Here is a 21,904-nt window from a genome sequence, read left to right on the forward strand (position 1 = left end):
ATATCCTACGATACTCTACTAAAGTGTATAGCAGGTAACTTTTTAGGATAAAACAATGACACTTACTACCCCAGGTTTACTTTTTCCAGCAATCTCACTGTTGCTGCTTGCTTACACAAACCGCTTTTTAGTACTAGCGCAATTAATCCGAGAATTAAATTCACGAGAAGGTGAATCTATTCGCCCCGTTGTTGTGGCTCAAATAACAAACTTAAGAAAGCGCATTAAGCTAATACGTACCATGCAAGTGTATGGTGTGGCGTCTTTTTTATTGTGTACGCTATCAATGTTTGCCTTATTTATAGAATTTAATACCACAGGCATTATTTTGTTTGGGGTGAGCTTAGCGTGCTTAAGCCTTTCGTTATTAACATCGTTATTTGAAATTCATATTTCGTGCGACGCCATAGAAATAGAGCTACAAAGTATTGAAGACAAACCCTTAAGTAACCGCATTACTAAAAACTTTACTAACAAAAGTAGTAAGCCTTAGCGGCTTATTTTTCTAAAATCTTAAACAATAATAAAGCGATAGCATAACCTAAAACTATAAGCGTTTATGCCTCACTTCATTACAAATCACTACGTAGGATTTTCCTATAGCCTTTTTTCTGGCATACTTTTTTATTAATTAATGCTAAATTATGTCTAAAGTATTACTTTTAAAAGCATCAAAGCACCTAAGTCATTGTATTTATTCTTACTTGCTAACATAGCTTAGTTTTAAATAGAGTAATAAATCACTATAAATAAGCCTAATTGGTAATACTTTTAAATGCGTCTTCTCTTTAAATAATACTAAAAGAGGGATATGCTGAGGCAAATATGTCATAAATTTGCAAACACAGTTACATATTAGGCTTCGCTTTTTGAAAGCTCGAATCTAATATTATTGATGTTCGCGACACACGCGACTTACTTATAAAAAGGGACTATAAAGTGAGATTTGAACAGTTAGAACAATTTGTAGCGCTTGGTGTGTTACGCCACTTCAGACAAGCAGCCGAACAAACTCAAATTAGTACATCAGCGCTAACGCGCAGCATTCAAACCCTAGAAGACGAAATGGGGTACGAACTGGTGAAACGCTCAACACGTTCAGTAAAGTTAACACCCGAAGGCGAGCTATTTCTTGATTACGCCAAAAACACCCTTGCCGAACTTGAGCATACAAAAAAACGAATTTCTCAATCGGTTAACGGCAATACTGACGAAAAGTTAGTCATTGGCTATACCAACAAAGCCAGCAGTGTAGTGCCTATCTCATGCGGGCAATTTTTAGCACAATACCCCCATGTTAAAATAGAAATGCAATTGCAAGAGCAGCACGAACTTGCACGCAAACTACAAGAGGGCGAGATTGATATCAGTGTTTATTCGCAGGCAATTAACAGCATCGGCAGCGACATACACCTGCCAGACCAACTGGTATTATTTGTTTCTAAACACCATCCGTTAGCAAATAAAAGCGATATCAGCAAACAAGATTTAGATAGCTACCCTATGTACGGCTGTTTTTCTCAGTCTAAACAAGTACAAAGCATGCTTAACGAAGCCATCGATATGCTCAATAAATCGGCTAGCATTAAGGTAGGCAGCATTGAGCAAGTAATGTCAGGGCTGGTTAAATCAGATCACTTTGCTATTGCAAGTATTGAACACGCGAGCACTCTTGCAGAGCACACAGAGCTTGTACAGCTAAAAACAAATAAAGACTTAAGTCACGAACAACTTGTTGTACAAACAAGCCAACAAGCAGCAGTTGGCGAACACATTGACCATTTATTATCTCTTATCAAAAAAGCATCTACGACTATTACTTAAGCCAATATAAAATAGCATACCGCATTGCCCTTAAACCTTTTAAGGGCAACCAATTTAGATAGCCCTTACTGATTTACTCTTCTTGTTACCAAAACCTGCAGCACAGCAGCTTAATCTAAAAAGCCCTTTTAGTTTTTATGCTTACGCGTTAGATTTTTATTTGCTTAAATAGCGGAGCACAAACCACTAGCTATTAAATTTTTTTAGGCTACACTGTCGCACCTTTTTTAATCAACAGACATAAATGAACACACTTTTTAGTTCTGATGTTTATTTAGATGCAATAGAAACCCATGGTTATGTTGTTATACCTAACGCACTTATTAGCGAGCTAGTAGAGAGTTTAATCACCGATTGCCACCGTATTAACCCGCATTTTAGCGCTGCAGGTATTGGCCGTTTAAATGACTTACAAATAGATAAAACCATTCGTAAAGATAAAACCTATTGGTTTGATGGCAGCTCACAAGCACAGCTAACTTATCAAGCAACAATGGAAAGTATAAAAACCACACTTAATCGACAGTTTTTTATGGGCTTATTTGATTATGAGTGCCACTACGCTAAATACACCCAAGGCGACTTTTATAAAAAGCATTTTGATGCATTTAAAGGGCGATCTAACCGCGTATTTACAACAATCCTTTATTTAAATACGCCCGAGCAAGGCGGCGAGCTTGTTATTTACAAGCCAAAAAGTAAGCAAGTAGAGATAATAATCAAACCCACCGCGGGGACACTCGTTATGTTTGAAAGCGAGCGTTTTGCACATGAGGTATTACCTGCCATTAATGAGCGCTACTCTATTGCTGGCTGGTTTAGAAAGAACGCCTCAATAAGTGGAGTAATTGACCCGCCACGATAAAACCAGCATAGCCACAACAACTAGTGGCTATGCTGAAGTTAAATTAATAGCGTTGAGATGAAATTAACGCGCAAATACAAATGACAAGAACAAGCCAACAAAAATAGCTAATCCAACATAGTGATTATTTAAAAACGCTTTAAAACATGCATCACGTGCACGTTTATGAATAAGCACTTGCTGATAAATAAGTAACCCAGCGGCAGTACATAAACCTGCAACAAACGCCAAGCCTAGCTGGTTAATTAAGCCAATAAGCGCCAACAACGCTATAAAATTAGCGTTTAATAAAAATATAATATGGCGGTCGTATTTACCAAATAAAATAGCAGTAGATTTAACCCCTATTTTTAAATCATCATCTCTGTCGACCATGGCATACATAGTGTCGTACGCTACCGTCCAACAAATATTTGCAACAAATAACAGCCACGCCTGCAGCGGTAATGAGTCTATTGATGCCATATATGCCATAGGTATTGCCCAACCAAATGCAGCGCCTAAGACTACCTGCGGAAGATGTGTATAGCGTTTCATAAACGGGTAGCAAAATGCCAGTGCCAACGCCCCAAATGACAATAAAATAGTGTTGATGCTAAGTAGCAATACCAATACAAAAGCAATGGCTATCAGTAATATAAATAAACTCAGTGCTTCACCTGCACTTACTTGTCCGGTGGCCAAAGGCCGCCCTGCTGTACGCTTAACTGAGCCGTCTATTTTTCTATCTGCAAAATCGTTAATAACGCAGCCAGCACTGCGCATAACAATTACGCCTAAGGTAAATACAATAAAGTTAACTAGGCTTGGCATACCAGCGTTTGCAAGCCATAGAGCCCAATAAGTAGGCCACAGTAATAGTAATGTACCGATAGGTTTGTCAATGCGCATGAGCTGAATATAAAAAGGGCTATGCTGTAATTGCAAAGGGGCTAATTTCATGAGTACAAATAGGCTCCGGGTAAAAATACTTCGCACACTAAAAAGTGATAATCATTAATAGAAAACACACTACGACGACCTAATAAAGGGTGCGTAGTTAAATTCAACTCTTTAACAAGTGACTGCAGCGCATGTTCTGAGTCAAAGCGCCCTACTTCAATATTACTTCGGGTAAGTTCAGGGTGCTGAAAAATAACATCACCTAAAGGGCGCGCGCCCATATTATGTAGTGTTGTTTGCGTTTGTGTACTGGGCAGCCAACTTTGGGCATACACCATGGGCGTATTATCACACAATAAAAGCACCTCGCGATTAAGTGCTTTATTTGTATTTGAGCCAAGTAGTTGTTGCTGTGCTTCGCTTAGGGTAAAAGTTTGCTCATTAAGCACTTTTACACTAAAGCTTTGTGCATTACTTTTTAATTTAGCGGTTAATGAATGTGGCTCAAATAGCCACTCTTGCTCTAACGCAGATAAGTTATTTACCAAAGAAGCACATTGCCAATTGGCAGATATAGAAAGCGGAAATGTAATCACAATAGCTCAATAAAATAAAAACCGAGACGATGATAACATTGCCAAAGCATTTGAAAAAGTGATGTTTTACTGCCGATAAATAATTGCAGGAGCTGTTTATTAGGCGCTATTAAGTATAAACTATTTGTATTAAGAAAATGGAAACACACTAAAGATGAAAAAAATAGTATACGCAGGTTTTTTAGCACTGATCCTAAACTGTTTTAGCTTTTCGGCAAAAGCGGAATCGACAGTGGGCTATTTTGGTTTTGAGCCAGACATAATTACCAATTACATAGGCGCTTCAAGTAAAAAAATGGGCTATGTACGCGTGACTATAGATTTAATGCTTAGCAATAATGCAGATATTGCTATTGTAGAGCACCATACCCCGCTTTTACGCGATGCGTTAGTAGAAATACTATCTAAAGAACCTGAAGAAAAAATAAAGTCGCTTACTGGGCGTGAAGAAATAAGAGCAAAGTGTGCCGAAAAATTAAAAAGCCTGTTAAAAGAAGAAACAGGCCAAGAGATTATTCGTGAAGTATTATTTACTAAGTATTTATACCACTAAGCTTACGCTTTTTTAGCATTAAATAAATTAGCGGTTACGGCATAAGCCATGCCGCTTAAAAGCCCACCTAAATGCGCCCAATTAGCCATACCAACAAACAACACATCAGCAAAACCGAGTACCAGCCAAATTAACATAAAGCCAATAATGGCAGTGCTTACTAGCGCAGGTTGCTTAGGATTTAAATAGCTGTGAATCCAACAAAAACCCAATAAACCATACACAACGCCACTTAAGCCACCAAAGTTAGGTCCCACAATTAAAAACTGAGCCCAGTTACTAATAAGTGCAGTAACCACAAATAGCCCAACTAAACTCAGCTTGCCGCATTGCTTTTCAATATTATCACCTAACGACATCCACCAAATTAGGTTAAATACGATGTGCATTGCGCTAAAATGAACAAGTGCCGGCGTTAACCAGTTCAGTGGTTGGCTCGGGCTAAACTGCAAAGCAGTATAAATTTGCTCAAAGCCACCCAATAAAAATGCAAAGTAAATAGCAACGCTTACAATACTTACGGTTTTATTTAGCCAGCTTAGTGCTTTAAAGCGCGCCACTAAATTAAGCGACTGTCCTTGATACGTTAAGCCAGATTGTGTACTGCCCACATCCCAAGAGGCTTGTTGATAACGCTCATGATTGGGGTTTTGTACAAATTCAGCCCACAAAGGTTGCACTTGATGAAAGTGCTCGCCCGCAACACAAATAATAACATTACTGCCATCAGCACTGCGCAGTTGCCCTTCAAAGCCTTGGCTTTTTAAATAATCTATAAAGCCCTGTGCGGCACGAGGATTATTTAAACTACCTAGCTCAATCATCGTTCCACTTTCTCGCTGTAAGCCGCTTCCCAAGCTGTAAAGCCACCATCCATGCTATATACATCTTCAAAGCCCTGCTCTACTAAATAACTAGCCGCACCTTGTGAGCTCATGCCGTGGTAGCAAACAATAATAATGGGCTGATCGAACTCTTTTTCCATCATAAACTGAGCTATATTGGCATTTGAAAGCGCTTCAGAGCCAGGAATGTGCCCTGCTTGGTACGAGTTAGGATCGCGTATATCTGCGATCACTACACCTTCTTTATCAAGCAGTTCGTGCGTTTGTGCTATAGATATATGTTTAAATGCCATTGAAATCTCTTTTAAAAATATAATAAAAAGGCGGCTTAAGCCGCCTCTGTATGCAAACTTTAAACTATTCCCAGTTTAAAATTACTTTACCAGATTGACCTGAAATCATCATATCAAAGCCAGCTTGGAAGTCATCTACCGAATATTGATGTGTAATGATAGGGTCTAAATTAAGGCCCGATTGAATCAAGCTTGCCATTTTGTACCACGTTTCGAACATCTCGCGACCATATATACCTTTGATCACTAAGCCTTTAAATATAACTTTATTCCAATCTACGGCCATATCTGATGGCGGAATACCCAACATGGCAATTTTGCCACCATGGTTCATGTTATTTAACATAGAATTAAAGGCGCTTGGCACACCTGACATTTCAAGGCCAATATCAAAGCCTTCAGTCATACCTAGCTCATTCATTACATCTTCAAGTTTATCATTCGCAACGTTTACGGCACGTGTAGCACCCATTTTACGCGCAAGCTCTAAACGGTATTCGTTAACATCGGTAATCACAACATGGCGAGCCCCCACATGCTTAGCAACGGCCGCCGCCATAATACCAATTGGTCCTGCCCCTGTAATAAGCACATCTTCGCCCACTAAATCAAACGATAAAGCGGTGTGCACAGCATTACCAAACGGGTCAAAAATAGACGCAAGCTCGTCAGAAATATTGTCAGGAATTTTAAACGCATTAAAGGCCGGAATAACTAAATATTCAGCAAATGCGCCTTCGCGGTTAACGCCCACACCGGTTGTATTTCGGCACAAATGCACACGACCAGCACGACAGTTACGACAATGCCCACACGTAATATGTCCCTCGCCAGATACGCGGTCACCTACTGCAAAGCCACGTACTTCTTGGCCCATATCAACCACTTCACCCACGTACTCATGGCCTACAACCATAGGGGTCGGAATGGTTTTTTGTGACCACTCATCCCATTTATAAATATGAACGTCGGTGCCACAAATCGCGGTTTTACGAATTTTAATGAGTAGATCGTTATGCCCTACTTCAGGCTTGGGTACGTCGGTCATCCAGATGCCGGTTTCGGCTTTTAATTTTGATAAAGCTTTCATAGTTAACACTCAACTAAAAAACCGAAGCAATACTTCGGTTTATAAAAAATTAAATAACGCCCATTTCTTTACCAATACGGGTAAAGGCAGCAATTGCGGTGTCTAGTTGTTCAATACTGTGCGCAGCTGAAATTTGTGTACGAATACGCGCTTGGCCTTTTGGCACAACAGGGAACGAAAAACCGGTTACATAAATGCCTTCAGCGAGTAGTTTGTCTGCCATTAATGAAGCAACTTTAGCATCGCCAAGCATTACAGGGATAATGGCATGATCTTTACCCGCACACGTAAAGCCAGCGGCTTCCATTTGCTCACGGAAATATTTAGCATTTGACCAAAGTTTAGCGCGTAACTCGCCACCATTTTCAAGCATTTCGAGTACTTTAATTGATGCAGTTACAATTGAAGGCGCTAATGAATTTGAGAATAAGTAAGGGCGTGAACGCTGACGTAGCCATTCAACAATTTCTTTTTTACCTGATGTATAACCGCCTGATGCACCGCCCAGCGCTTTACCTAGCGTGCCGGTAATAATATCTACACGGTCAAGCACATTACAGTACTCAGGCGTACCTTTACCGTTTTCGCCAACAAAGCCTACCGCATGTGAGTCATCAACCATCACTAATGCATCATACTTATCAGCAAGGTCACACACAGCTTCAAGGTTACAAATTACGCCATCCATAGAAAACACGCCATCGGTGGCAATTAATTTTGTTTTAGCGCCCGCTTCATCAGCTGCAATAAGTTGCTTTTCAAGATCCTCCATATCGTTATTAGCATAACGAAAACGCTTAGCTTTACATAAGCGTACGCCATCAATAATTGATGCGTGATTTAGAGAATCAGAAATAATAGCATCTTCAGCGCCTAAAATAGTTTCAAATAGGCCCGTGTTAGCATCAAAACAAGACGAGTATAAAATTGTATCTTCGGTTTCTAAAAACGCGCTAATTTTTTGCTCTAGTGTTTTATGAATATCTTGCGTGCCACAAATAAAACGCACTGAAGCAACACCAAAGCCATGGTCATCTAAACCACCTTGCGCTGCTTTAATTAGCTCAGGGCTATTTGCTAAGCCTAAGTAATTGTTAGCACAAAAATTAATAACTTTATCGCCAGATGCAACTTCTATTTGAGCTTGTTGCTGCGAGGTAATAATACGCTCACTTTTATACAAACCTTGCGCTTTAACGTCTTCAATTTGCTCTTGTAGTTGGCTAAAAAAAGCAGATGCTCTCATCTGTAGTCTCCAATTAAATGAACGGGTAAACAACAACATTAAAGCCACTGTTTATGTTGGGGTGTATTGTAAAAGTTTAACAAGTAAAATGCACTGTTTGCAGCTCGTCGCTAATACAGGTAATGGTAGCAATACTTAACACTTTAGTTGCGATAATATAAACGCACTTTATACCAAGTAGTGTGCTGGTAAATCGTTAATAGAGTCAATCACTAAATCGGCGTATTGTTTAGCGGTTTCGTCAAATTGTTGACCAGAGCGAACTAGCACTCGCGTGTTAATAGACGCTTTTTGTGCCGCTTGCATATCGCTAAGTTTATCACCCACCATAACACTGCTAGAAGGGTCAATATTATGCTCTTGCATAGCTTGTAACAGCATACCTGGAGCTGGCTTTCTACACTGGCACTGTTTTAAATATTGCGCCATCGCTTTTTTGGGATGGTGCGGGCAAAAATACACATCTGTAATTTTAATATTGTGCTTACTAAATTGTGTTTTCATCCACTGAGTTAAAGCTAAAAAGTCATCTTCAGTGTAGTAACCTCGCCCTATTCCCGATTGATTAGTCACTATGATAATTTTATAACCTGCATCATAAAATGCTTTACAGGTACTAAACACACCGTCTATAAATTCAAATTTTTCACTTTGATACACATAGCCATGATCAATATTTACCACGCCATCTCGGTCTAAAAAAAGCGCTTTGGTTTTTTCTGTTACACTCATTTTATAGACTCTTTTTGTACCACATGATCAAACATAGCTTTAACACTGTTTACGGTTATTTGGCTCATAAGGTCATCGCCCTTAACGCGCGTACCCCAAGGCAATTGTTGAGCTGTTTTACCCGTTTGCTTTAGCAGGTTTTGATGATACACCTCAACTACGTAGTCTTGATATAAATAAGGCCCTGTACGTGCAGGATTAGAATGCGCATATAAACCAATAACCGGCGTACCTACCGTTACCGCCATATGTGCTGGGCCGGTATCGGGGGCTAAAACTAAATCAGCGCGCTTAAGTACACATAGCAGCTCTTTAAGTTTTGTTTTACCGACTAAGTTTAAAATAGTGCAGTGACTGTGTTTTATAATTTGATTAGCTAAATTAATCTCAAGCTCAGTTGGGCCGCCCGTTAGTACCACGTTAAAGCCTTGCTCATGCGCGTAATCAGCAAGGGCAGCGTAGCGCTCTGGCAACCAGTTTCGCTGTGCTTTACTGGCCGCAGGAGATATTACCAATAACTTATTTGCCAAATGCGCAGGCCCTAATAGCTCATCTGCTTTGTTCTCATCCGCTAAGGTATAAGGCATATCCCAGGTAGGTGAATAGTCTTTAACTCCAATGGCACCCGCAAAGCCTTTAAACCCCTCTAGCACATGCGCTTCTTTTTGTGGGGCTATTCGTTTATTTATAAACAAGCTATGTAATTCTTTTGAACGTGCCCAATCAAAGCCTATTTTTACTTTAGCCGGAATACAACGTGCAACAAAGCCAGCTCTTAATGCGACTTGCATATTAAGTAGCACATCAAACTGCTGCCCTTTAAAAGAGTGTGCTAACTTTTTAAGTGCATCCTTACCTTGTTTTTTATCAAAAACCACCAGCTCAACCCCAGGTAAATCGGCAAGTAACATGGCTTCTATTTTACCCATTACCCACGTTATTTTTGCATTGGGGTGTGCTTTTTGAATGGCTTGTACAGCACTAACGGCATGACACACATCACCAATGGCAGAGAGTCTTAAAATACAAATTGAGGAGTAATTAGGCACTTGAGTCACGCGTTCCACTTTGGCTTTAAATAATAGACTGCGATCTTAAATTATACTCGTACTAATGCAAGCACTTATGCTGCGCTATAAAACACGTTAATATACACGCATTATTTAATTATTTTAACGAGCTATGTTTAAAACACTAACGCAAGGTAAGCACACTATTTTAAGCCACCCAGATTATTTTAACGAGGTTGATTTAAACTGGTTTGATGCAGATTATTGGCAACAGCAAAATAAAATAGTCGGTGCTAAAAAAGGCCGCGCCACAGCCTGGTTTTTTAAACACGATAGTTTAACCGCTGTACTTAGGCACTATTGGCGTGGCGGTTTAGTTGGCAAGTTGTTAAGCGATCAGTACCTCTACCCTGGACTTAAAAACACCCGTGTGTATAAAGAGTTCAGCTTAATGATAAGGCTTATTGAGCTTGGCTTAAATGTGCCAAAACCCATTGCCGCTAAGGTAACAACCATAGGCTTAATTTATCGTGGCGATATAATTACAGAGGCTGTAAAAGGGGCTAAAAGCCTGCTCGATATTTTAATTGAACGCCCACTAACAGAAGATGAGCTCAAGCGCATTGCCAATACTGTTGCGCTGTTTCACTCAAAAGGTGTGTACCACGCCGATTTGAATATAAATAATATTTTATTTAATGAAACGGGCGAGGTTTATATTATCGACTTTGATCGCGGCGAAATAAAACCACCTAACAAGCAATGGCAACAAAGTAATATGGCACGTTTAGAGCGCTCATTTTTAAAAGAGCAAGGACGTAACAACGCTTTTTATTGGCAAAGTAATGACTGGCAAACTTTATTGGCTATTTATAAAGGGCAATTAACCACACAAAGCTAAGTATTGCTTAGCAACCTGTTCAGCCGTTACCTTTTGTAAAATATCGGCATTATCTACATTAGGCTTAGTGTTTAAAACCAGCTCAATTTTAGCCGCTAGCTCATCGCTATGCCCTACAGGCGCTAAATATTTAGCCAAGTCGTTTGTTAAAATTTCGCTCGGCCCAAACGTACAGTTAGTACTTACTACAGGCGTGCCAACAGCTAATGCTTCAATTAACACTGTAGGGAGCCCTTCAAAATCAGAGCTTAATACTAATGCCTCAGCCTGCTTAATCCAGTTATACGGGTTTTGCTCAAACCCTGGCACTATAAGTTGTCCCTCAATACCATACGTTTTTGCAAGCTTAAATGCTTTGCTAGGCTTATTACATAAAAGGACTAATTTGTATTTTTTATCAAGCTTTGCAAATGCCGAAAATAAAATATCGTGGCGCTTTTGTTTAGCTAATCGCCCTACATGAATAACATACGGCGATTGTGGAATTTGCGTATTAACCTCATTTGAGAGCCGCTTTATATCCACTAAATTAAAGGGATTATAAATAGTTGTGATGGCGCTTGGGCTAATTAAACGCCCTTGGGTAATTTCTTGCTCTACCCCTTTAGACACGCACACCAAGGATTTTCCATTTAAGTTTTGCTTTGACTTTTTAAGATAGTAATAAGAAAACGGGCCTAACTTTTTTTGCCTAGCTAGCTCTGCATTAACAGAGTTATGCATAACAAAGTGAACATTTTTAATCTGGCTTTTAGCCAATAAGTTATTGCTTCTATCTAAATTGCTAAGCACTAAATCTATGGGGCCAATTTGTTTTTGTTTGTTGTTAAACCACGCCTCTAGCTTTGATACACTTTTATTTATTTTCCAAAAACGATCCACTTTAGTGGCTTTATCACTGAATAAACTTTCAACCTTTATATTCGCAGGGATCGTGTATTCATATTTATTAGCCAACGATAAAATAGTAACGCTATGCGTTTTTACTAGCTGCTGAGCAAGGGTTAGCATCACTTTTTCGGCGCCGCCACCCGCTAACGAGTCTATTACAATCACTATATTCATCTATCGGCAACCATCAGCATGCTTTTAACCCCTTGCGTTATTTCTTCATAGCTATGCGCGCTTTCAAGCAAAGAATATTTTTCTAGTAGCTGGTTAAAATGCGGCTCTATTAGTAAAGCGCTGGCTTTATTTACTATGTCTTCAATCTCAAAGTTTGCTTTAATTACCACGCCAGTTGTGGCGCAACTTGCTAGGCGCTGTGTTTGATCTTTTGATATAGCGCATGCCACAGCAGGCGTTTTAACAGCAATCGCCTGCAATAGGGTGTCGCCAGCACTTAACAACGCAAATTTAGCTTGCTCCATAAGCGACAAAAACTCACTATTTTCTAACGTATCCAAATTTATAACCGTATTTGATGCTGGCAACGCTTTATCATAATTAGGGCCAAATACCACCACCGCCTTTAACCCTGTTTGCAATGAAATTTGCTCTGCGGCAGCAAAAAATACATCTGCACAGTTTTGATTATCTAGTACATGACCGCCAGAGCCTGCACTCACAATAAAGTAGCCTTGTTCATCAAGCTGATACTTTTTTAATACCTGTTTGGTATCGCACGCTGATGAAAACGCTATGTAAGGGCCCACATTTTTAGGCATAGCCAAAGAAAACATATCTATTTTAGCTTTTTCAGCCCAGCTCAGCGGTTCAATGCAGTAATCAGGCTGTACCACCCAATGGCTATCAATTAAGTTGATACGGTTAAGTTTTAAGCCCTTCGCTCGCTTTTTCGCATGCTGAGAAATAAACACCACTTTGGCACCCACTTTTTTTGCAGCTTTCATGTGGGCAGCGCGCCCTGCACAATCAAATATTACAATGTCAGGTTTAAAATCGGCTATAACTTCACACACTTTATCGCGCTCTTTAGTCGCAGAGCGATCAAGCAAGGTGGTATCATATGGGCAGTTTTTAGCGTAGTTCGTGTGTTTATTTAAAACAAAATGGATATTAAGTGAACCTAGACATTCACTTTCAAGGCTTTGGGCTAGCAACAACGAGCGCATGTATTCACCTATTCCTTGTGGCGATGATACGGGTATAAATAAAAGTCGTTTGTTGCTCATTGCATTCTCTATTTCCTATTTGCGCAGCAGTATATCAATCCCATTGTTTTTACGATAGCTAGGTTACATTTTTATACACAAATTTAACGCCCTAAAATAGATTATTTACTGCAATAGCCATGCTAGATTGGTAAACTTAGCCGCAATCTTAATCACAAGGATCTGAACTTTGCGAAACAGAATCTTTCTACTTTCTTCTCTTTTTTGCGCTATGAGCGCATCAGTAACAGCAGAGCCCTGGGTAAAGCCAGACGATTACGGTCTACGAGCCGACATTCAACAACTGGCCGATGCCGGTGTTATTTTAGCGCCTGTAACCACCTACCCGCTAATGTGGAAAAGCTTTATTGGCGAGCTAGAATCGAGCAAGCTTGAACTTTTATCTCCCAGCCTGCAAGATGCACTGCTTCGTGTAAAACATCGTTATAAGTCAGAAAACAGTAGCTCGCACAGTGTACAACTCTCAGCGTTTGCCGCATCAGACCCAATTATAGCCACCAGCTTTGGGGCAACCAACACTCAAGAATCTGAGCTTTCTGCGGCCTACGCCTACCTTGGCGATAACTTTGCGGCGAAGGTAGCCATTAATTACCGAAACGATGGTAAACAATGCTTAGTTGATGGCAAAACAACCGATGATATAGCCACTAACGAACAAGCACTTGAAGATTGTAACGATACCTCATTTGACGATAGCTACTTAGCCTACCGCTTGGGCAATTGGATTTTTAGAGCCGGTGCCGTAGAGCAGTTTTGGGGCCCAGGTGTTGATAATAGTTTAATTATGTCGGGTAATGCAAAGCCACTGCCGGCACTAAGTGTAACCCGTGAACAAAGCACAGCGTTTGAAACGCCTTGGTTAAGTTGGCTTGGGCAATGGAGCTTTACCGCGCAAATGGCAAAGTTAGAATCGACCCGTGTTATTCCTGATGCGCTGCTTTGGAGCAGCCGTGTTAACTTTCGCCCGATGCAACAGCTTGAAATTGCTTTAAGTTGGTCTGCGCAGTGGGCCGGTGAAGGCCAACCAAGCTCAGCAGGTGATTTTATTGATGTTATTACTGGGCAAACTAATTGTATTGATGGCAATGAAAGTTGTGATAGCTCACTAGAGTCTAAAATTGGTAATCAGCTTGCTGGCATAGATGTGCGTTGGTCTGACACTTTATTTAGTCACCCCTATGCAATCTACGCAAGTACAATTGGCGAAGATGCCAGCTCGCAATTCAAACCTGCCGACAGAGCGTACTTATTTGGCGTACAAACTACGCAGCGCATTTACAATCAAAATGTGCTCGTTAACGTTGAATACATAGACACAGGTGTATCGTGCTCGGCCGAATCAACCAGTGAAAACTGCTACTACGAACACTCCGATTATAAATCGGGCTATCGTTACCACGGCCGCACTATTGGTTCAACCTTTGATAATGATGCGCAGTCAGTGGTATTAACACTTTTAGGTCAGCTTTCAAATGGCGATGACTGGCAAGTAAAACTACGTAGTGTAGATTACAACAGCGATAATCTTGACCGTTACCCTAGTAACCCCGATTTAGGTAATACAATTACCAAAACCGGTTATAACTCAAAACAAGTTGAGCTACGCTACAGGCAGCTGGCTATGGGTGGGCGCTTAACGCTCGGTGCTTTTGCATCAAACAACGATGGCGCAGAAAACGACACATCAGCGTTTGCTAAGTACGAATATAATTTTTAGACCGTATATTTAAAAATAGCATTTTAAAGCCAGCTATTTATAACAAAAAAGGGTTGAAAACTGCGTTTTCAACCCTTTTTATTTAATCAGCAAATATTACTGCTTTATTTTGCTAATCACTTTAGAGGTTGAACAACCATCTAAAAATGTCAGCACTTCTACTTTGCCACCATGGCGTAGCACATGATCGGCGCCAGCTATTTGCTCTACGGTGTAATCACCACCTTTAACTAAAATATCGGGGCTTATTTGCTCGATTAATTTAGCGGGAGTGTCGTTTTCGTCCGCGCTGCCAAAGGGAATTACCCAATCTACAGAGGCGAGTGCACTTAATACCATTGCGCGCTCATCAAGTGGATTTATAGGGCGCTCAGGGCCTTTTAAACGCGTAATTGAATCATCATTATTTAAACCAACAACGAGCCTATCTCCACGCGCTTTGGCTTGGGCTAAATAGCGTACGTGGCCTGCGTGTAAAATATCAAAACAGCCATTGGTAAACACTATCGTTTCGCCATTTTGCTTAGCAAACTCAATGTGTTGCAATACATCGTCAAATGGAGTTTGGTAGTGCTCGCCATTGGTGTGTAAGTATTGGCCAAGCTTTTGGCTAAGCTCTTCTGGTGAAACCGTTGCCGCACCCAATTTACTTACTACAATGCCTGCGGCTAAATTAGCAATTTCTACCGCATCTTTAGGCTCCATACCTGCCCCGAGCATCACCGCAAGCGTGGCTATAACAGTATCGCCTGCGCCAGTTACATCACTTACTTCTAGCTGCTGCGCTGCAAAGTCGTGTTTTTCATCGGCATTAATTAATGACATACCTTGCTCAGAGCGTGTAAGTAGCATGGCTTTAATACCATTTTTACTAATTAGCTCACGCGCGCTTTGTGCTAATATTTCTTCAGAGCCTGTTTTACCCCCAGCCAAATTAAATTCATGTAAATTAGGGGTAATGTAGTCTGCGCCTTCGTATAAGTGTAAATCGGGCGATTTAGGATCTATAAGCACGGTTTTACCCGCCGCTTTAGCAACGCTAACCATTTCTTTAATTAAGCTCAGCGAGCCTTTGCTGTAATCAGAAAATACCACAAAGTCGTAATCATCAAGCACCAGCTCTAAACGGTTTAATAACAACTGGCTATGCTGCTCGCTAAAGGTTTCTTCTAAATCTAGGCGCACAAGTTGTTGATGGCGGCTAATTACACGCATTTTAGAAATAGTGGGTAAATCGCATACACTAACAAGCTGTGAATGTATTTTTTCACCCTTTAAAATGGTTTCTAAGATTTGCCCGCTTTCATCTTCACCAATTAAACCAAGTAAGCCTACTTTGGCATCAAGTCGCGCAATGTTTTTTGCAACATTTGCAGCGCCGCCCGCTTTATCTTCAAACTTGCTTACTTTAACAACGGGTACAGGGGCCTCTGGCGAAATACGCCCTGTATCGCCATACCAGTAACGGTCTAGCATGACATCGCCCACAACTAAAATACGCGCTTTAGATAAGTTTTTTAATAGCGATAAATCCATTACTGCTGCTCCGCAACAACCATATCAATAGCTTCACATAACCAGTGGCCAATAAACATATGTGCCTCTTGGATACGAGCTGTTTCATCATTTTTTATAATAATGGGCAATTTAGCAATGTCTTTTACTTTACCGCCCTCGCGTCCGGTTAAGGCAACCGTAAACGCGCCAATCTTGTTAGCCGCTTCAAGTGCTAAATTAATATTGGCGCTGGTACCTGAGGTTGTTAAACCAATCACTAAATCTTCCGGTTTACATAAAGCCTGAACTTGGCGTTCAAATACCGTATCAAAATGGTAGTCGTTACTGTGCGCAGTTAATATTGAGGTATCTGTGGTCAGCGCCATAGAGGCAAGCGGGCCACGCTCTAGCTTATAACGCACGACAAATTCGGCAGCTAAATGCTGTGCATCGGCAGCACTTCCGCCGTTGCCAAACCAAATAACCTTACCACCAGCTTGCAATGCACTGTGGCACGCTTCTAATAATTGCATAGACTCTTGATGATAAGCCTCCATCGTTTCAAATAAGGCTTGATGACGGTTTAAACTTTCAACGTAGCTTGTTGCCACAGAATCGATAATTGACATGAAAAATTCCTCTAGGAACTGAAATGGCAGGAAAAAATTAAATCCATTATTCCATAGTTTTATTTAGTTGTGTGTATTTTATGGGAATATAGCTGAACTGAATTATAATTTAGTGCTTCACATGTTCAGAAATTATCACTTTCGCGTTAAACTAGCGCCACTTACCTTAATAAAAGTTCAGTATGGCACGCATTTTTTACTCACTCGCTTTAATTTTAATTAGCCCACTGATTGTATTTTACTTGTATGTACTAAGAGGTAAAAAAAATAAAGGCTACAGCGCGCACTTTAAAGAGCGCTTTGGTTTGATCAGCAAACACTTATTTAATAATAGCGCTAAACCGGTTGTGTTCCACTGCGCTTCTGTAGGTGAGGTCCTTGCTGCAACGCCACTGATTAAAGCACTGCAAAAACAACACCCGCAGCTTAATATACTCATTACCTGCAATACTCCTACCGGGCGTGCGCAAATTAGTGAACAATTTAAAAATACCGTGGCGTGTTGTTATTTACCTATAGACTTTGCAGGTTCGAGCGCTCGATTTTTAAAGCGCGTAAATCCACAAGCACTGTGTATTTTAGAAACTGAGCTGTGGCCTAATTTAATGGCAATAAGCCATAAAAAGAATATACCGGTATTAGTGCTTAATGCTCGCCTAAGCGAAAAATCGCAACAGGGGTATCAAAAGGTGGCAGGGTTAACGCATATAATTATGCGTTCAATTTCAGTGCTTGCAAGTCATAATAAAAATGATGCTAAGCGCTTTATTGAACTTGGTTTACCCCCTTCAAAGAGCCATGTTACAGGCTCAATAAAGTTCGACATTACGCCAAGCAATGAGCAACTAACTAAAGTTGCAAATCTTAAAGCCGAATATAAAACCAAAGAACGTTTTGTATGGGTAGCAGGCTCTACTCACCCGCTTGAACACGAAATGATATTAAACGCCCATCAGCAGCTATTAAAAAAATACCCTAATGCACTTTTAGTTATAGCACCGCGTCACCCAGAGCAATTTGATAAAGTAGCCGATACGCTAACTCAAAGCCCACTTAGCTTTAGTCGTCGCAGCAACAATAACTATCAAAACGAGCAAGTACTATTAGCTGATACACTGGGCGAACTACAGTGTTTATATGGCGCAGCGAATGTAAGTTACATAGGCGGCAGTTTAATTCGCCGAGGTGGGCACAACCCACTTGAAGCTGCTGCTTTTTCGGTTGGTGTTATTACAGGCCCACACACGTATAATTTTGATCATATCTACCCTGAGCTAATTAAACTTAAAGGGGCTGTCGTTGTTGAAAATACCGATGAGCTTGCTAAACAATTAATTAATTTAAGCCAAAACACCAAAGCGTGCCAAAGCTTGGGTATTAAAGCGCAGCAATGTGTAGTTAAAAACCAAGGCGCCATTGAAAAAACATTAACCATCATAAATCAGTATTTAGAGCCAAAAGCATGACTCATCAAGCAATTGCCCAAACCCGCAAGTGGGTATCATCCGTTATTGTAAAATATAACTTTTGCCCATTTGCCCGTAAAGAAGTAGAAAATAACTGTATTCATTATGTGCTTAGCCCTGCAACAAAAATTGATGACGCTGTAATGGACATGCTAGAGCAGTGTGTGCAGCTTGATCAAAACCCAGAGCGTGAAACCACATTAATACTGTTTGATAACGGCTTTAGCGATTTTGAAGACTTTTTAGATTTAGTCGATTTAGCCAATGCCTTACTGGTAGCACAAGGCTTTGAAGGTAAATACCAAATTGCTAATTTTCACCCCGATTACGTGTTTGCCGACAGCGATGAAGATGATGCCGCAAATTACACTAACCGAGCCCCCTACCCTACACTGCATTTAATTCGCGAACTGAGTATGAGCGAAGCGCTTGATAACTATAACGAGCCTGAATCTATACCAGAGCACAATATAAAGCTTGCAAGGCGCAAAGGATTCGACTTTTGGCAGCAACTTTTAGCAAATATAAAAAAACCGAGCGCCTAAACGCTCGGTTTTTAAGTAATATGTTTAGCTGCTTGTATTACTTTTTAACCCAGTTACCATTCACTTCAATATAGTGGCCAATTTTGGTCTTTTCGATTGTTTTAGCTGCTGCGAGTGCTTCTACTTGTGCCAGCGATAAATCGTTCTTTTTAGCCAACTTTAAATACTGTGCTTTACGTTTAGCGTTAATTTCCTCAACCACGGCTTTTGCCTCGCTGTTTTGTACCACAAGCCCTAAGTAACCTGAGCTATCTTCACCCACTAAGCCTTGGTTTTTAGCATCATCTAAACTAATAGCCCACGCCGAAAACGACAAACATACCGCACTTGCTAGAGTGGCAATACTTAATTTATTTTTTATAGTCATCATTTAGCTCCTAAAATAATTCACTGTCGTCACTGAATAAGTTATCGAGTTCTTTATCAACTTTTACTCGAATTTCGTGATCTACTTTTACATTTAGATTGATCGTTATCGGCTCTTTCGCTGCCACCTCTACTCTGTGGGTACATGCGCTTAAAGCGCTAATAGCAGCAAGTGCAATAACGGCCTTAATGCTCAACAAATTTTTCATCATTAGTTTCCTTTTTTAGAGTATTGCTGCTCAACTTTTTGCGTTATTTCGTCGCTCAGTCTAAGCGCTCTTAGCAACGTAAACACGTTTTCTTCGTGATTATAATTAAAGTTAACTTGTTGCTGCTCTGGCTCATTAAAGCCTTGTAAGTTAACACCTAAGTTTAACCAGCCATCACTTTTAAGCGCTACTGTACTATTAAGTTTTTGTATATCAAGGTTTTTGAGCAACCCAAGCACAGGTTGTAACTCTTGTTGCTGGCGCATAACAGCGTCAAACGCTTCGTTATTACTAATAACAAGCTTCCCTTGGCCTTGATTGGTTAGGCTGCCATTTTTTACCTCAACCCCTGTGTGATCAAAATAAAACGGCAACGACCCTTTTAGCCTACCTGTTAGGGTAATACCCGACTTATCGTCAAGCGTTATTAATTTACTGGCATCAACATTTTCAAACGTAACATTAGCTGTTTGCTGTTGCTTTAAAAGCGTGTATTTATCTAAAGAAAATTTACCACCAAAAATATCGCCTTCAACATCAAAGGCCTGCGCGCTATTATTAATCACTTTAATATTACCCGTGATACTTTTAACTACAGCGCCTGCACGTAATTCATTAAGATTAAAGGTAGTAGGGGCAACATTAAGCTGCCCTGAATCGTAATGCCCACCTAGCTGCATACTAAATTGATTAGCTAAGTAGTCGTTATACAGTGCACTGGTATCAGTCATCGTTAAAGTAAAATTTGCTTTTTGTAAATTCACATCACCACTTATACGCCCACCCAATTTTCCTTGGGTTAGCTGAGCTAACGGTTCAAATTGGCTAACGATTGAATTTAACGAAAGCACACTTTGCTGCGGTATAATCACTTCAAACGGATGCGCTACCTTTGAAACATGGTGATTGGCCACCAGCTCAACACCATTTACAAATACATGATGAGACGCTTTAAGCGCGCGACTTTGCAGCCCAGTTGACGTTACGTTTATAGTATTTAAATCGACATTTGGACTAGTGAGTGTATTTATTTGGGTGCTTGCATTTAAGTGAGCAAATAACTCTCCCACACCTAAGTTTGCCCTTGCACTAAGGGTGTTATTAATACCGGTGAGCTTATATTCGTTGTATTGCACGCTTTTAAGCTTACTTTTAAGCGTTACTTTTGCATCGAGCTTTTCATTCATACTTGCTTCAAGGTTACCTGTGTAGCCGTTAAGAGTGCTGCCATAAGCAGCTGCGCTATCAACGCTAAACTCAATACGTGCGCTACCTTCGGGCTTAAAGTCAATAAGTTGAGTAACTGTAAAATCCCCCTTAGCTTTAATATTATTAGCCTCAGCCGGTAAAAATTTAGGCAAAGAGTTAAGCGCAATATCGTAATTACCGCTTAATTGAGCGTTTTTAAGCTGCGTACTTAGCGTTATAGCGTCTATTTCATCTGTATGTAGCTGTGCCTTTAGCTGTGTGCGGGCGCTTTGTAACGGTGCAGCAGTATTTATAAACGTATCTGTAAACGTTATATCTATATTTTGCTTGGCTTGCTCTGCGCTTTTGAGCGTTATTAACGGTAAGGTTAGGTTGTTATGTGCAAAGTTAATTGGTTTAGCTAAAGCCCATTGCCAATTAAGTGAAAGCTGCTTTACAGCAAATGATTTGTAGGCACTTTCAGGAATAAGAGATTGGCAGTTATTACTAAGTTTTACATTGTTTTTAAGCTTGCTTGGGTCAAGCTCAAGGTTTTGGCTATTTAAATTATAGGTAGCACTTAGCACACCTTTGGAGCTGTTTGTTATATCGCAGCTTTGTATTTTATAGTCATACTGGCCTTGTAAATCACCACTAAGGCTTGCCTCTACCCCGTTAAAGCTAAATGCCTGCGCAGCATTAAAGCTAAGTCCACTTAATAACTCATTATCTGTTTTAAGTAGTTGCTTCAATAATCCATCATTTATTTTAAGCTGCCCTTGTACCTTATTATTGTAAAGCGTTGCGCTTGCGTTTAAATCACCATTGACTACAAACTGGTTAAGCGTGGGCTCGGTGATATTTAGCATTAGCGGGCGCTTTAAAAGCGCAGTGTGTATAGTTAAATGCTCAACTGTAATTGTTGGCCTTTTTTCAGGAAGCGCTAAATCTAAAATTGTGGCAGCAGTGCTTGTTTTACTACCTTGAGGAAATGGATTTACATTAAGTACTGCGTGTTTAACTTTAACATGCTTAGTATTAGCAGTAATACCTGTAAGAGTAAGCTCTTGATTTTGGTAACTTAAACAGGCTTTTTGTACATGCACATTTAACTTACTCGTAAGCGAAAAATCTAAGCAGCTTAAGGTAACACCTGCTTTTTCAAGTTCAGGCGCTACAGCCCATTGTAATAGTGGCAAACGAAATACATAGCCAAGCAAAACTATACTTAGCAATACAGCCCCCATAATTAAACCAACGCGCTTTAACATACTGTCCTTATAAGCTTTTATTTATAATTTACAAACTATCGTAA

At 40.2% G+C, this 21,904-nt stretch carries 23 protein-coding genes; 8 read left to right on the forward strand and 15 right to left on the reverse strand.

Annotated features, from left to right (window positions below; all coding sequences use genetic code 11):
• Window positions 1–55: 55 nt before the first annotated feature.
• From PSH41_RS13815 to PSH41_RS13825, 3 genes are all read left to right on the forward strand, one after another.
• Window positions 56–493, forward strand: a complete 438-nt coding sequence (locus PSH41_RS13815) for a DUF2721 domain-containing protein (protein WP_029773572.1) — start codon at window positions 56–58, stop codon at window positions 491–493.
• Window positions 494–939: 446 nt separating this feature from the next.
• Window positions 940–1,824, forward strand: coding sequence for a LysR family transcriptional regulator (locus PSH41_RS13820; protein ID WP_273589253.1), 885 nt, complete (start codon window positions 940–942; stop codon window positions 1,822–1,824).
• A 244-nt stretch (window positions 1,825–2,068) separates the two neighbouring features.
• The gene (locus PSH41_RS13825) at window positions 2,069–2,689 is read left to right on the forward strand and encodes a 2OG-Fe(II) oxygenase (protein WP_055252920.1); all 621 of its coding nucleotides are present in this window, start codon (window positions 2,069–2,071) and stop codon (window positions 2,687–2,689) included.
• Between the two features lie 63 nt (window positions 2,690–2,752).
• On the opposite strand, the gene ubiA is transcribed toward PSH41_RS13825, so the two are convergent.
• Together ubiA and PSH41_RS13835 are read right to left on the reverse strand one after the other, a co-directional pair.
• The gene (gene ubiA, locus PSH41_RS13830; protein WP_096740039.1) at window positions 2,753–3,631 is read right to left on the reverse strand and encodes a 4-hydroxybenzoate octaprenyltransferase; all 879 of its coding nucleotides are present in this window, start codon (window positions 3,629–3,631) and stop codon (window positions 2,753–2,755) included.
• On the reverse strand, window positions 3,628–4,167 hold the full coding sequence (locus PSH41_RS13835; RefSeq protein WP_273589252.1) for a chorismate--pyruvate lyase family protein: 540 nt from the start codon (window positions 4,165–4,167) through the stop codon (window positions 3,628–3,630). Before PSH41_RS13835 ends, ubiA begins: the two co-directional genes overlap by 4 nt.
• A 154-nt stretch (window positions 4,168–4,321) precedes the next feature.
• Here PSH41_RS13835 and PSH41_RS13840 point away from each other — a divergent pair, with 154 nt between their 5' ends.
• Window positions 4,322–4,720, forward strand: a complete 399-nt coding sequence (locus PSH41_RS13840; protein WP_024034357.1) for a flagellar basal body-associated protein FliL — start codon at window positions 4,322–4,324, stop codon at window positions 4,718–4,720.
• Window positions 4,721–4,722: 2 nt separating this feature from the next.
• Here PSH41_RS13840 and glpG read toward each other — a convergent pair whose 3' ends face one another.
• The 6 genes from glpG to PSH41_RS13870 form a co-directional block, all read right to left on the reverse strand.
• Window positions 4,723–5,544, reverse strand: a complete 822-nt coding sequence (gene glpG / locus PSH41_RS13845; RefSeq protein WP_096740041.1) for a rhomboid family intramembrane serine protease GlpG — start codon at window positions 5,542–5,544, stop codon at window positions 4,723–4,725.
• Window positions 5,541–5,858: a thiosulfate sulfurtransferase GlpE gene (glpE, locus tag PSH41_RS13850; RefSeq protein WP_273589251.1), complete on the reverse strand. Its 318-nt coding sequence runs from the start codon at window positions 5,856–5,858 to the stop codon at window positions 5,541–5,543. The genes glpG and glpE overlap by 4 nt, the downstream gene beginning before the upstream one ends.
• 64 nt (window positions 5,859–5,922) lie before the next feature.
• A complete protein-coding gene (gene tdh / locus PSH41_RS13855) occupies window positions 5,923–6,948 on the reverse strand; it encodes an L-threonine 3-dehydrogenase (protein ID WP_004588559.1) in 1,026 nt (341 codons plus the stop codon).
• Between the two features lie 49 nt (window positions 6,949–6,997).
• A complete protein-coding gene (locus PSH41_RS13860) occupies window positions 6,998–8,194 on the reverse strand; it encodes a glycine C-acetyltransferase (protein WP_024034359.1) in 1,197 nt (398 codons plus the stop codon).
• A gap of 168 nt (window positions 8,195–8,362) precedes the next feature.
• The gene (gene gmhB, locus PSH41_RS13865) at window positions 8,363–8,926 is read right to left on the reverse strand and encodes a D-glycero-beta-D-manno-heptose 1,7-bisphosphate 7-phosphatase (RefSeq protein WP_273589250.1); all 564 of its coding nucleotides are present in this window, start codon (window positions 8,924–8,926) and stop codon (window positions 8,363–8,365) included.
• Window positions 8,923–9,984 (reverse strand): glycosyltransferase family 9 protein, encoded by a 1,062-nt coding sequence (locus tag PSH41_RS13870; RefSeq protein WP_273589249.1) that lies wholly within the window; start codon window positions 9,982–9,984, stop codon window positions 8,923–8,925. The genes gmhB and PSH41_RS13870 overlap by 4 nt, the downstream gene beginning before the upstream one ends.
• A 124-nt stretch (window positions 9,985–10,108) precedes the next feature.
• On the opposite strand from PSH41_RS13870, the gene PSH41_RS13875 reads away from it, so the two are divergent.
• Complete coding sequence (locus PSH41_RS13875; RefSeq protein ID WP_273589248.1) at window positions 10,109–10,837, forward strand: 3-deoxy-D-manno-octulosonic acid kinase; 729 nt, start codon at window positions 10,109–10,111, stop codon at window positions 10,835–10,837.
• Here the strand turns inward: PSH41_RS13875 and PSH41_RS13880 are convergent.
• Together PSH41_RS13880 and PSH41_RS13885 are read right to left on the reverse strand one after the other, a co-directional pair.
• Window positions 10,820–11,902 carry a glycosyltransferase gene (locus PSH41_RS13880; protein WP_273589247.1) on the reverse strand — a complete coding sequence of 361 codons (1,083 nt, stop codon included), beginning with the start codon at window positions 11,900–11,902 and terminating at the stop codon, window positions 10,820–10,822. The genes PSH41_RS13875 and PSH41_RS13880 overlap by 18 nt on opposite strands.
• Window positions 11,899–12,972, reverse strand: a complete 1,074-nt coding sequence (locus PSH41_RS13885) for a glycosyltransferase family 1 protein (protein ID WP_273589246.1) — start codon at window positions 12,970–12,972, stop codon at window positions 11,899–11,901. Before PSH41_RS13885 ends, PSH41_RS13880 begins: the two co-directional genes overlap by 4 nt.
• A 211-nt stretch (window positions 12,973–13,183) precedes the next feature.
• On the opposite strand from PSH41_RS13885, the gene PSH41_RS13890 reads away from it, so the two are divergent.
• Window positions 13,184–14,689 carry a capsule assembly Wzi family protein gene (locus PSH41_RS13890; protein WP_273589321.1) on the forward strand — a complete coding sequence of 502 codons (1,506 nt, stop codon included), beginning with the start codon at window positions 13,184–13,186 and terminating at the stop codon, window positions 14,687–14,689.
• Between the two features lie 96 nt (window positions 14,690–14,785).
• On the opposite strand, the gene hldE is transcribed toward PSH41_RS13890, so the two are convergent.
• Window positions 14,786–16,225, reverse strand: coding sequence for a bifunctional D-glycero-beta-D-manno-heptose-7-phosphate kinase/D-glycero-beta-D-manno-heptose 1-phosphate adenylyltransferase HldE (hldE, locus tag PSH41_RS13895; RefSeq protein ID WP_029773562.1), 1,440 nt, complete (start codon window positions 16,223–16,225; stop codon window positions 14,786–14,788).
• Window positions 16,225–16,815: a D-sedoheptulose-7-phosphate isomerase gene (locus PSH41_RS13900; RefSeq protein WP_004588568.1), complete on the reverse strand. Its 591-nt coding sequence runs from the start codon at window positions 16,813–16,815 to the stop codon at window positions 16,225–16,227. The genes hldE and PSH41_RS13900 overlap by 1 nt, the downstream gene beginning before the upstream one ends.
• 182 nt (window positions 16,816–16,997) lie before the next feature.
• Here PSH41_RS13900 and waaA point away from each other — a divergent pair, with 182 nt between their 5' ends.
• Window positions 16,998–18,281, forward strand: a complete 1,284-nt coding sequence (waaA, locus tag PSH41_RS13905; protein ID WP_273589245.1) for a lipid IV(A) 3-deoxy-D-manno-octulosonic acid transferase — start codon at window positions 16,998–17,000, stop codon at window positions 18,279–18,281.
• The gene (locus tag PSH41_RS13910) at window positions 18,278–18,826 is read left to right on the forward strand and encodes a DUF1415 domain-containing protein (RefSeq protein WP_273589244.1); all 549 of its coding nucleotides are present in this window, start codon (window positions 18,278–18,280) and stop codon (window positions 18,824–18,826) included. The genes waaA and PSH41_RS13910 overlap by 4 nt, the downstream gene beginning before the upstream one ends.
• A gap of 37 nt (window positions 18,827–18,863) precedes the next feature.
• On the opposite strand, the gene PSH41_RS13915 is transcribed toward PSH41_RS13910, so the two are convergent.
• The 3 genes from PSH41_RS13915 to PSH41_RS13925 are packed head-to-tail and all read right to left on the reverse strand — an operon-like array spanning window position 18,864 to window position 21,860.
• Window positions 18,864–19,193, reverse strand: coding sequence for a YdbL family protein (locus PSH41_RS13915; protein WP_273589320.1), 330 nt, complete (start codon window positions 19,191–19,193; stop codon window positions 18,864–18,866).
• A 10-nt stretch (window positions 19,194–19,203) separates the two neighbouring features.
• A complete protein-coding gene (locus PSH41_RS13920) occupies window positions 19,204–19,401 on the reverse strand; it encodes a YnbE family lipoprotein (protein WP_004588572.1) in 198 nt (65 codons plus the stop codon).
• Between the two features lie 2 nt (window positions 19,402–19,403).
• The gene (locus tag PSH41_RS13925; RefSeq protein ID WP_273589243.1) at window positions 19,404–21,860 is read right to left on the reverse strand and encodes a YdbH domain-containing protein; all 2,457 of its coding nucleotides are present in this window, start codon (window positions 21,858–21,860) and stop codon (window positions 19,404–19,406) included.
• Between the last annotated feature and the right edge of the window lie 44 nt (window positions 21,861–21,904).

It is taken from the genome of Pseudoalteromonas sp. CST2, assembly GCF_028599385.1.
GTDB classification, from domain to species: domain Bacteria; phylum Pseudomonadota; class Gammaproteobacteria; order Enterobacterales; family Alteromonadaceae; genus Pseudoalteromonas; species Pseudoalteromonas atlantica.

Coding starts and splice junctions, on each gene's coding strand:
- PSH41_RS13815 (WP_029773572.1), top strand. CDS start 56: ATGACACTTACTACCCCAGGTTTACTTTTTCCAGCAATCTCACTGTTG.
- PSH41_RS13825 (WP_055252920.1), top strand. CDS start 2,069: ATGAACACACTTTTTAGTTCTGATGTTTATTTAGATGCAATAGAAACC.
- ubiA (WP_096740039.1), bottom strand. CDS start 3,631: ATGAAATTAGCCCCTTTGCAATTACAGCATAGCCCTTTTTATATTCAG.
- PSH41_RS13840 (WP_024034357.1), top strand. CDS start 4,322: ATGAAAAAAATAGTATACGCAGGTTTTTTAGCACTGATCCTAAACTGT.
- glpG (WP_096740041.1), bottom strand. CDS start 5,544: ATGATTGAGCTAGGTAGTTTAAATAATCCTCGTGCCGCACAGGGCTTT.
- glpE (WP_273589251.1), bottom strand. CDS start 5,858: ATGGCATTTAAACATATATCTATAGCACAAACGCACGAACTGCTTGAT.
- tdh (WP_004588559.1), bottom strand. CDS start 6,948: ATGAAAGCTTTATCAAAATTAAAAGCCGAAACCGGCATCTGGATGACC.
- PSH41_RS13860 (WP_024034359.1), bottom strand. CDS start 8,194: ATGAGAGCATCTGCTTTTTTTAGCCAACTACAAGAGCAAATTGAAGAC.
- gmhB (WP_273589250.1), bottom strand. CDS start 8,926: ATGAGTGTAACAGAAAAAACCAAAGCGCTTTTTTTAGACCGAGATGGC.
- PSH41_RS13875 (WP_273589248.1), top strand. CDS start 10,109: ATGTTTAAAACACTAACGCAAGGTAAGCACACTATTTTAAGCCACCCA.
- PSH41_RS13880 (WP_273589247.1), bottom strand. CDS start 11,902: ATGAATATAGTGATTGTAATAGACTCGTTAGCGGGTGGCGGCGCCGAA.
- PSH41_RS13885 (WP_273589246.1), bottom strand. CDS start 12,972: ATGAGCAACAAACGACTTTTATTTATACCCGTATCATCGCCACAAGGA.
- PSH41_RS13890 (WP_273589321.1), top strand. CDS start 13,184: ATGAGCGCATCAGTAACAGCAGAGCCCTGGGTAAAGCCAGACGATTAC.
- hldE (WP_029773562.1), bottom strand. CDS start 16,225: ATGGATTTATCGCTATTAAAAAACTTATCTAAAGCGCGTATTTTAGTT.
- PSH41_RS13900 (WP_004588568.1), bottom strand. CDS start 16,815: ATGTCAATTATCGATTCTGTGGCAACAAGCTACGTTGAAAGTTTAAAC.
- waaA (WP_273589245.1), top strand. CDS start 16,998: ATGGCACGCATTTTTTACTCACTCGCTTTAATTTTAATTAGCCCACTG.
- PSH41_RS13910 (WP_273589244.1), top strand. CDS start 18,278: ATGACTCATCAAGCAATTGCCCAAACCCGCAAGTGGGTATCATCCGTT.
- PSH41_RS13915 (WP_273589320.1), bottom strand. CDS start 19,193: ATGACTATAAAAAATAAATTAAGTATTGCCACTCTAGCAAGTGCGGTA.
- PSH41_RS13920 (WP_004588572.1), bottom strand. CDS start 19,401: ATGAAAAATTTGTTGAGCATTAAGGCCGTTATTGCACTTGCTGCTATT.
- PSH41_RS13925 (WP_273589243.1), bottom strand. CDS start 21,860: ATGTTAAAGCGCGTTGGTTTAATTATGGGGGCTGTATTGCTAAGTATA.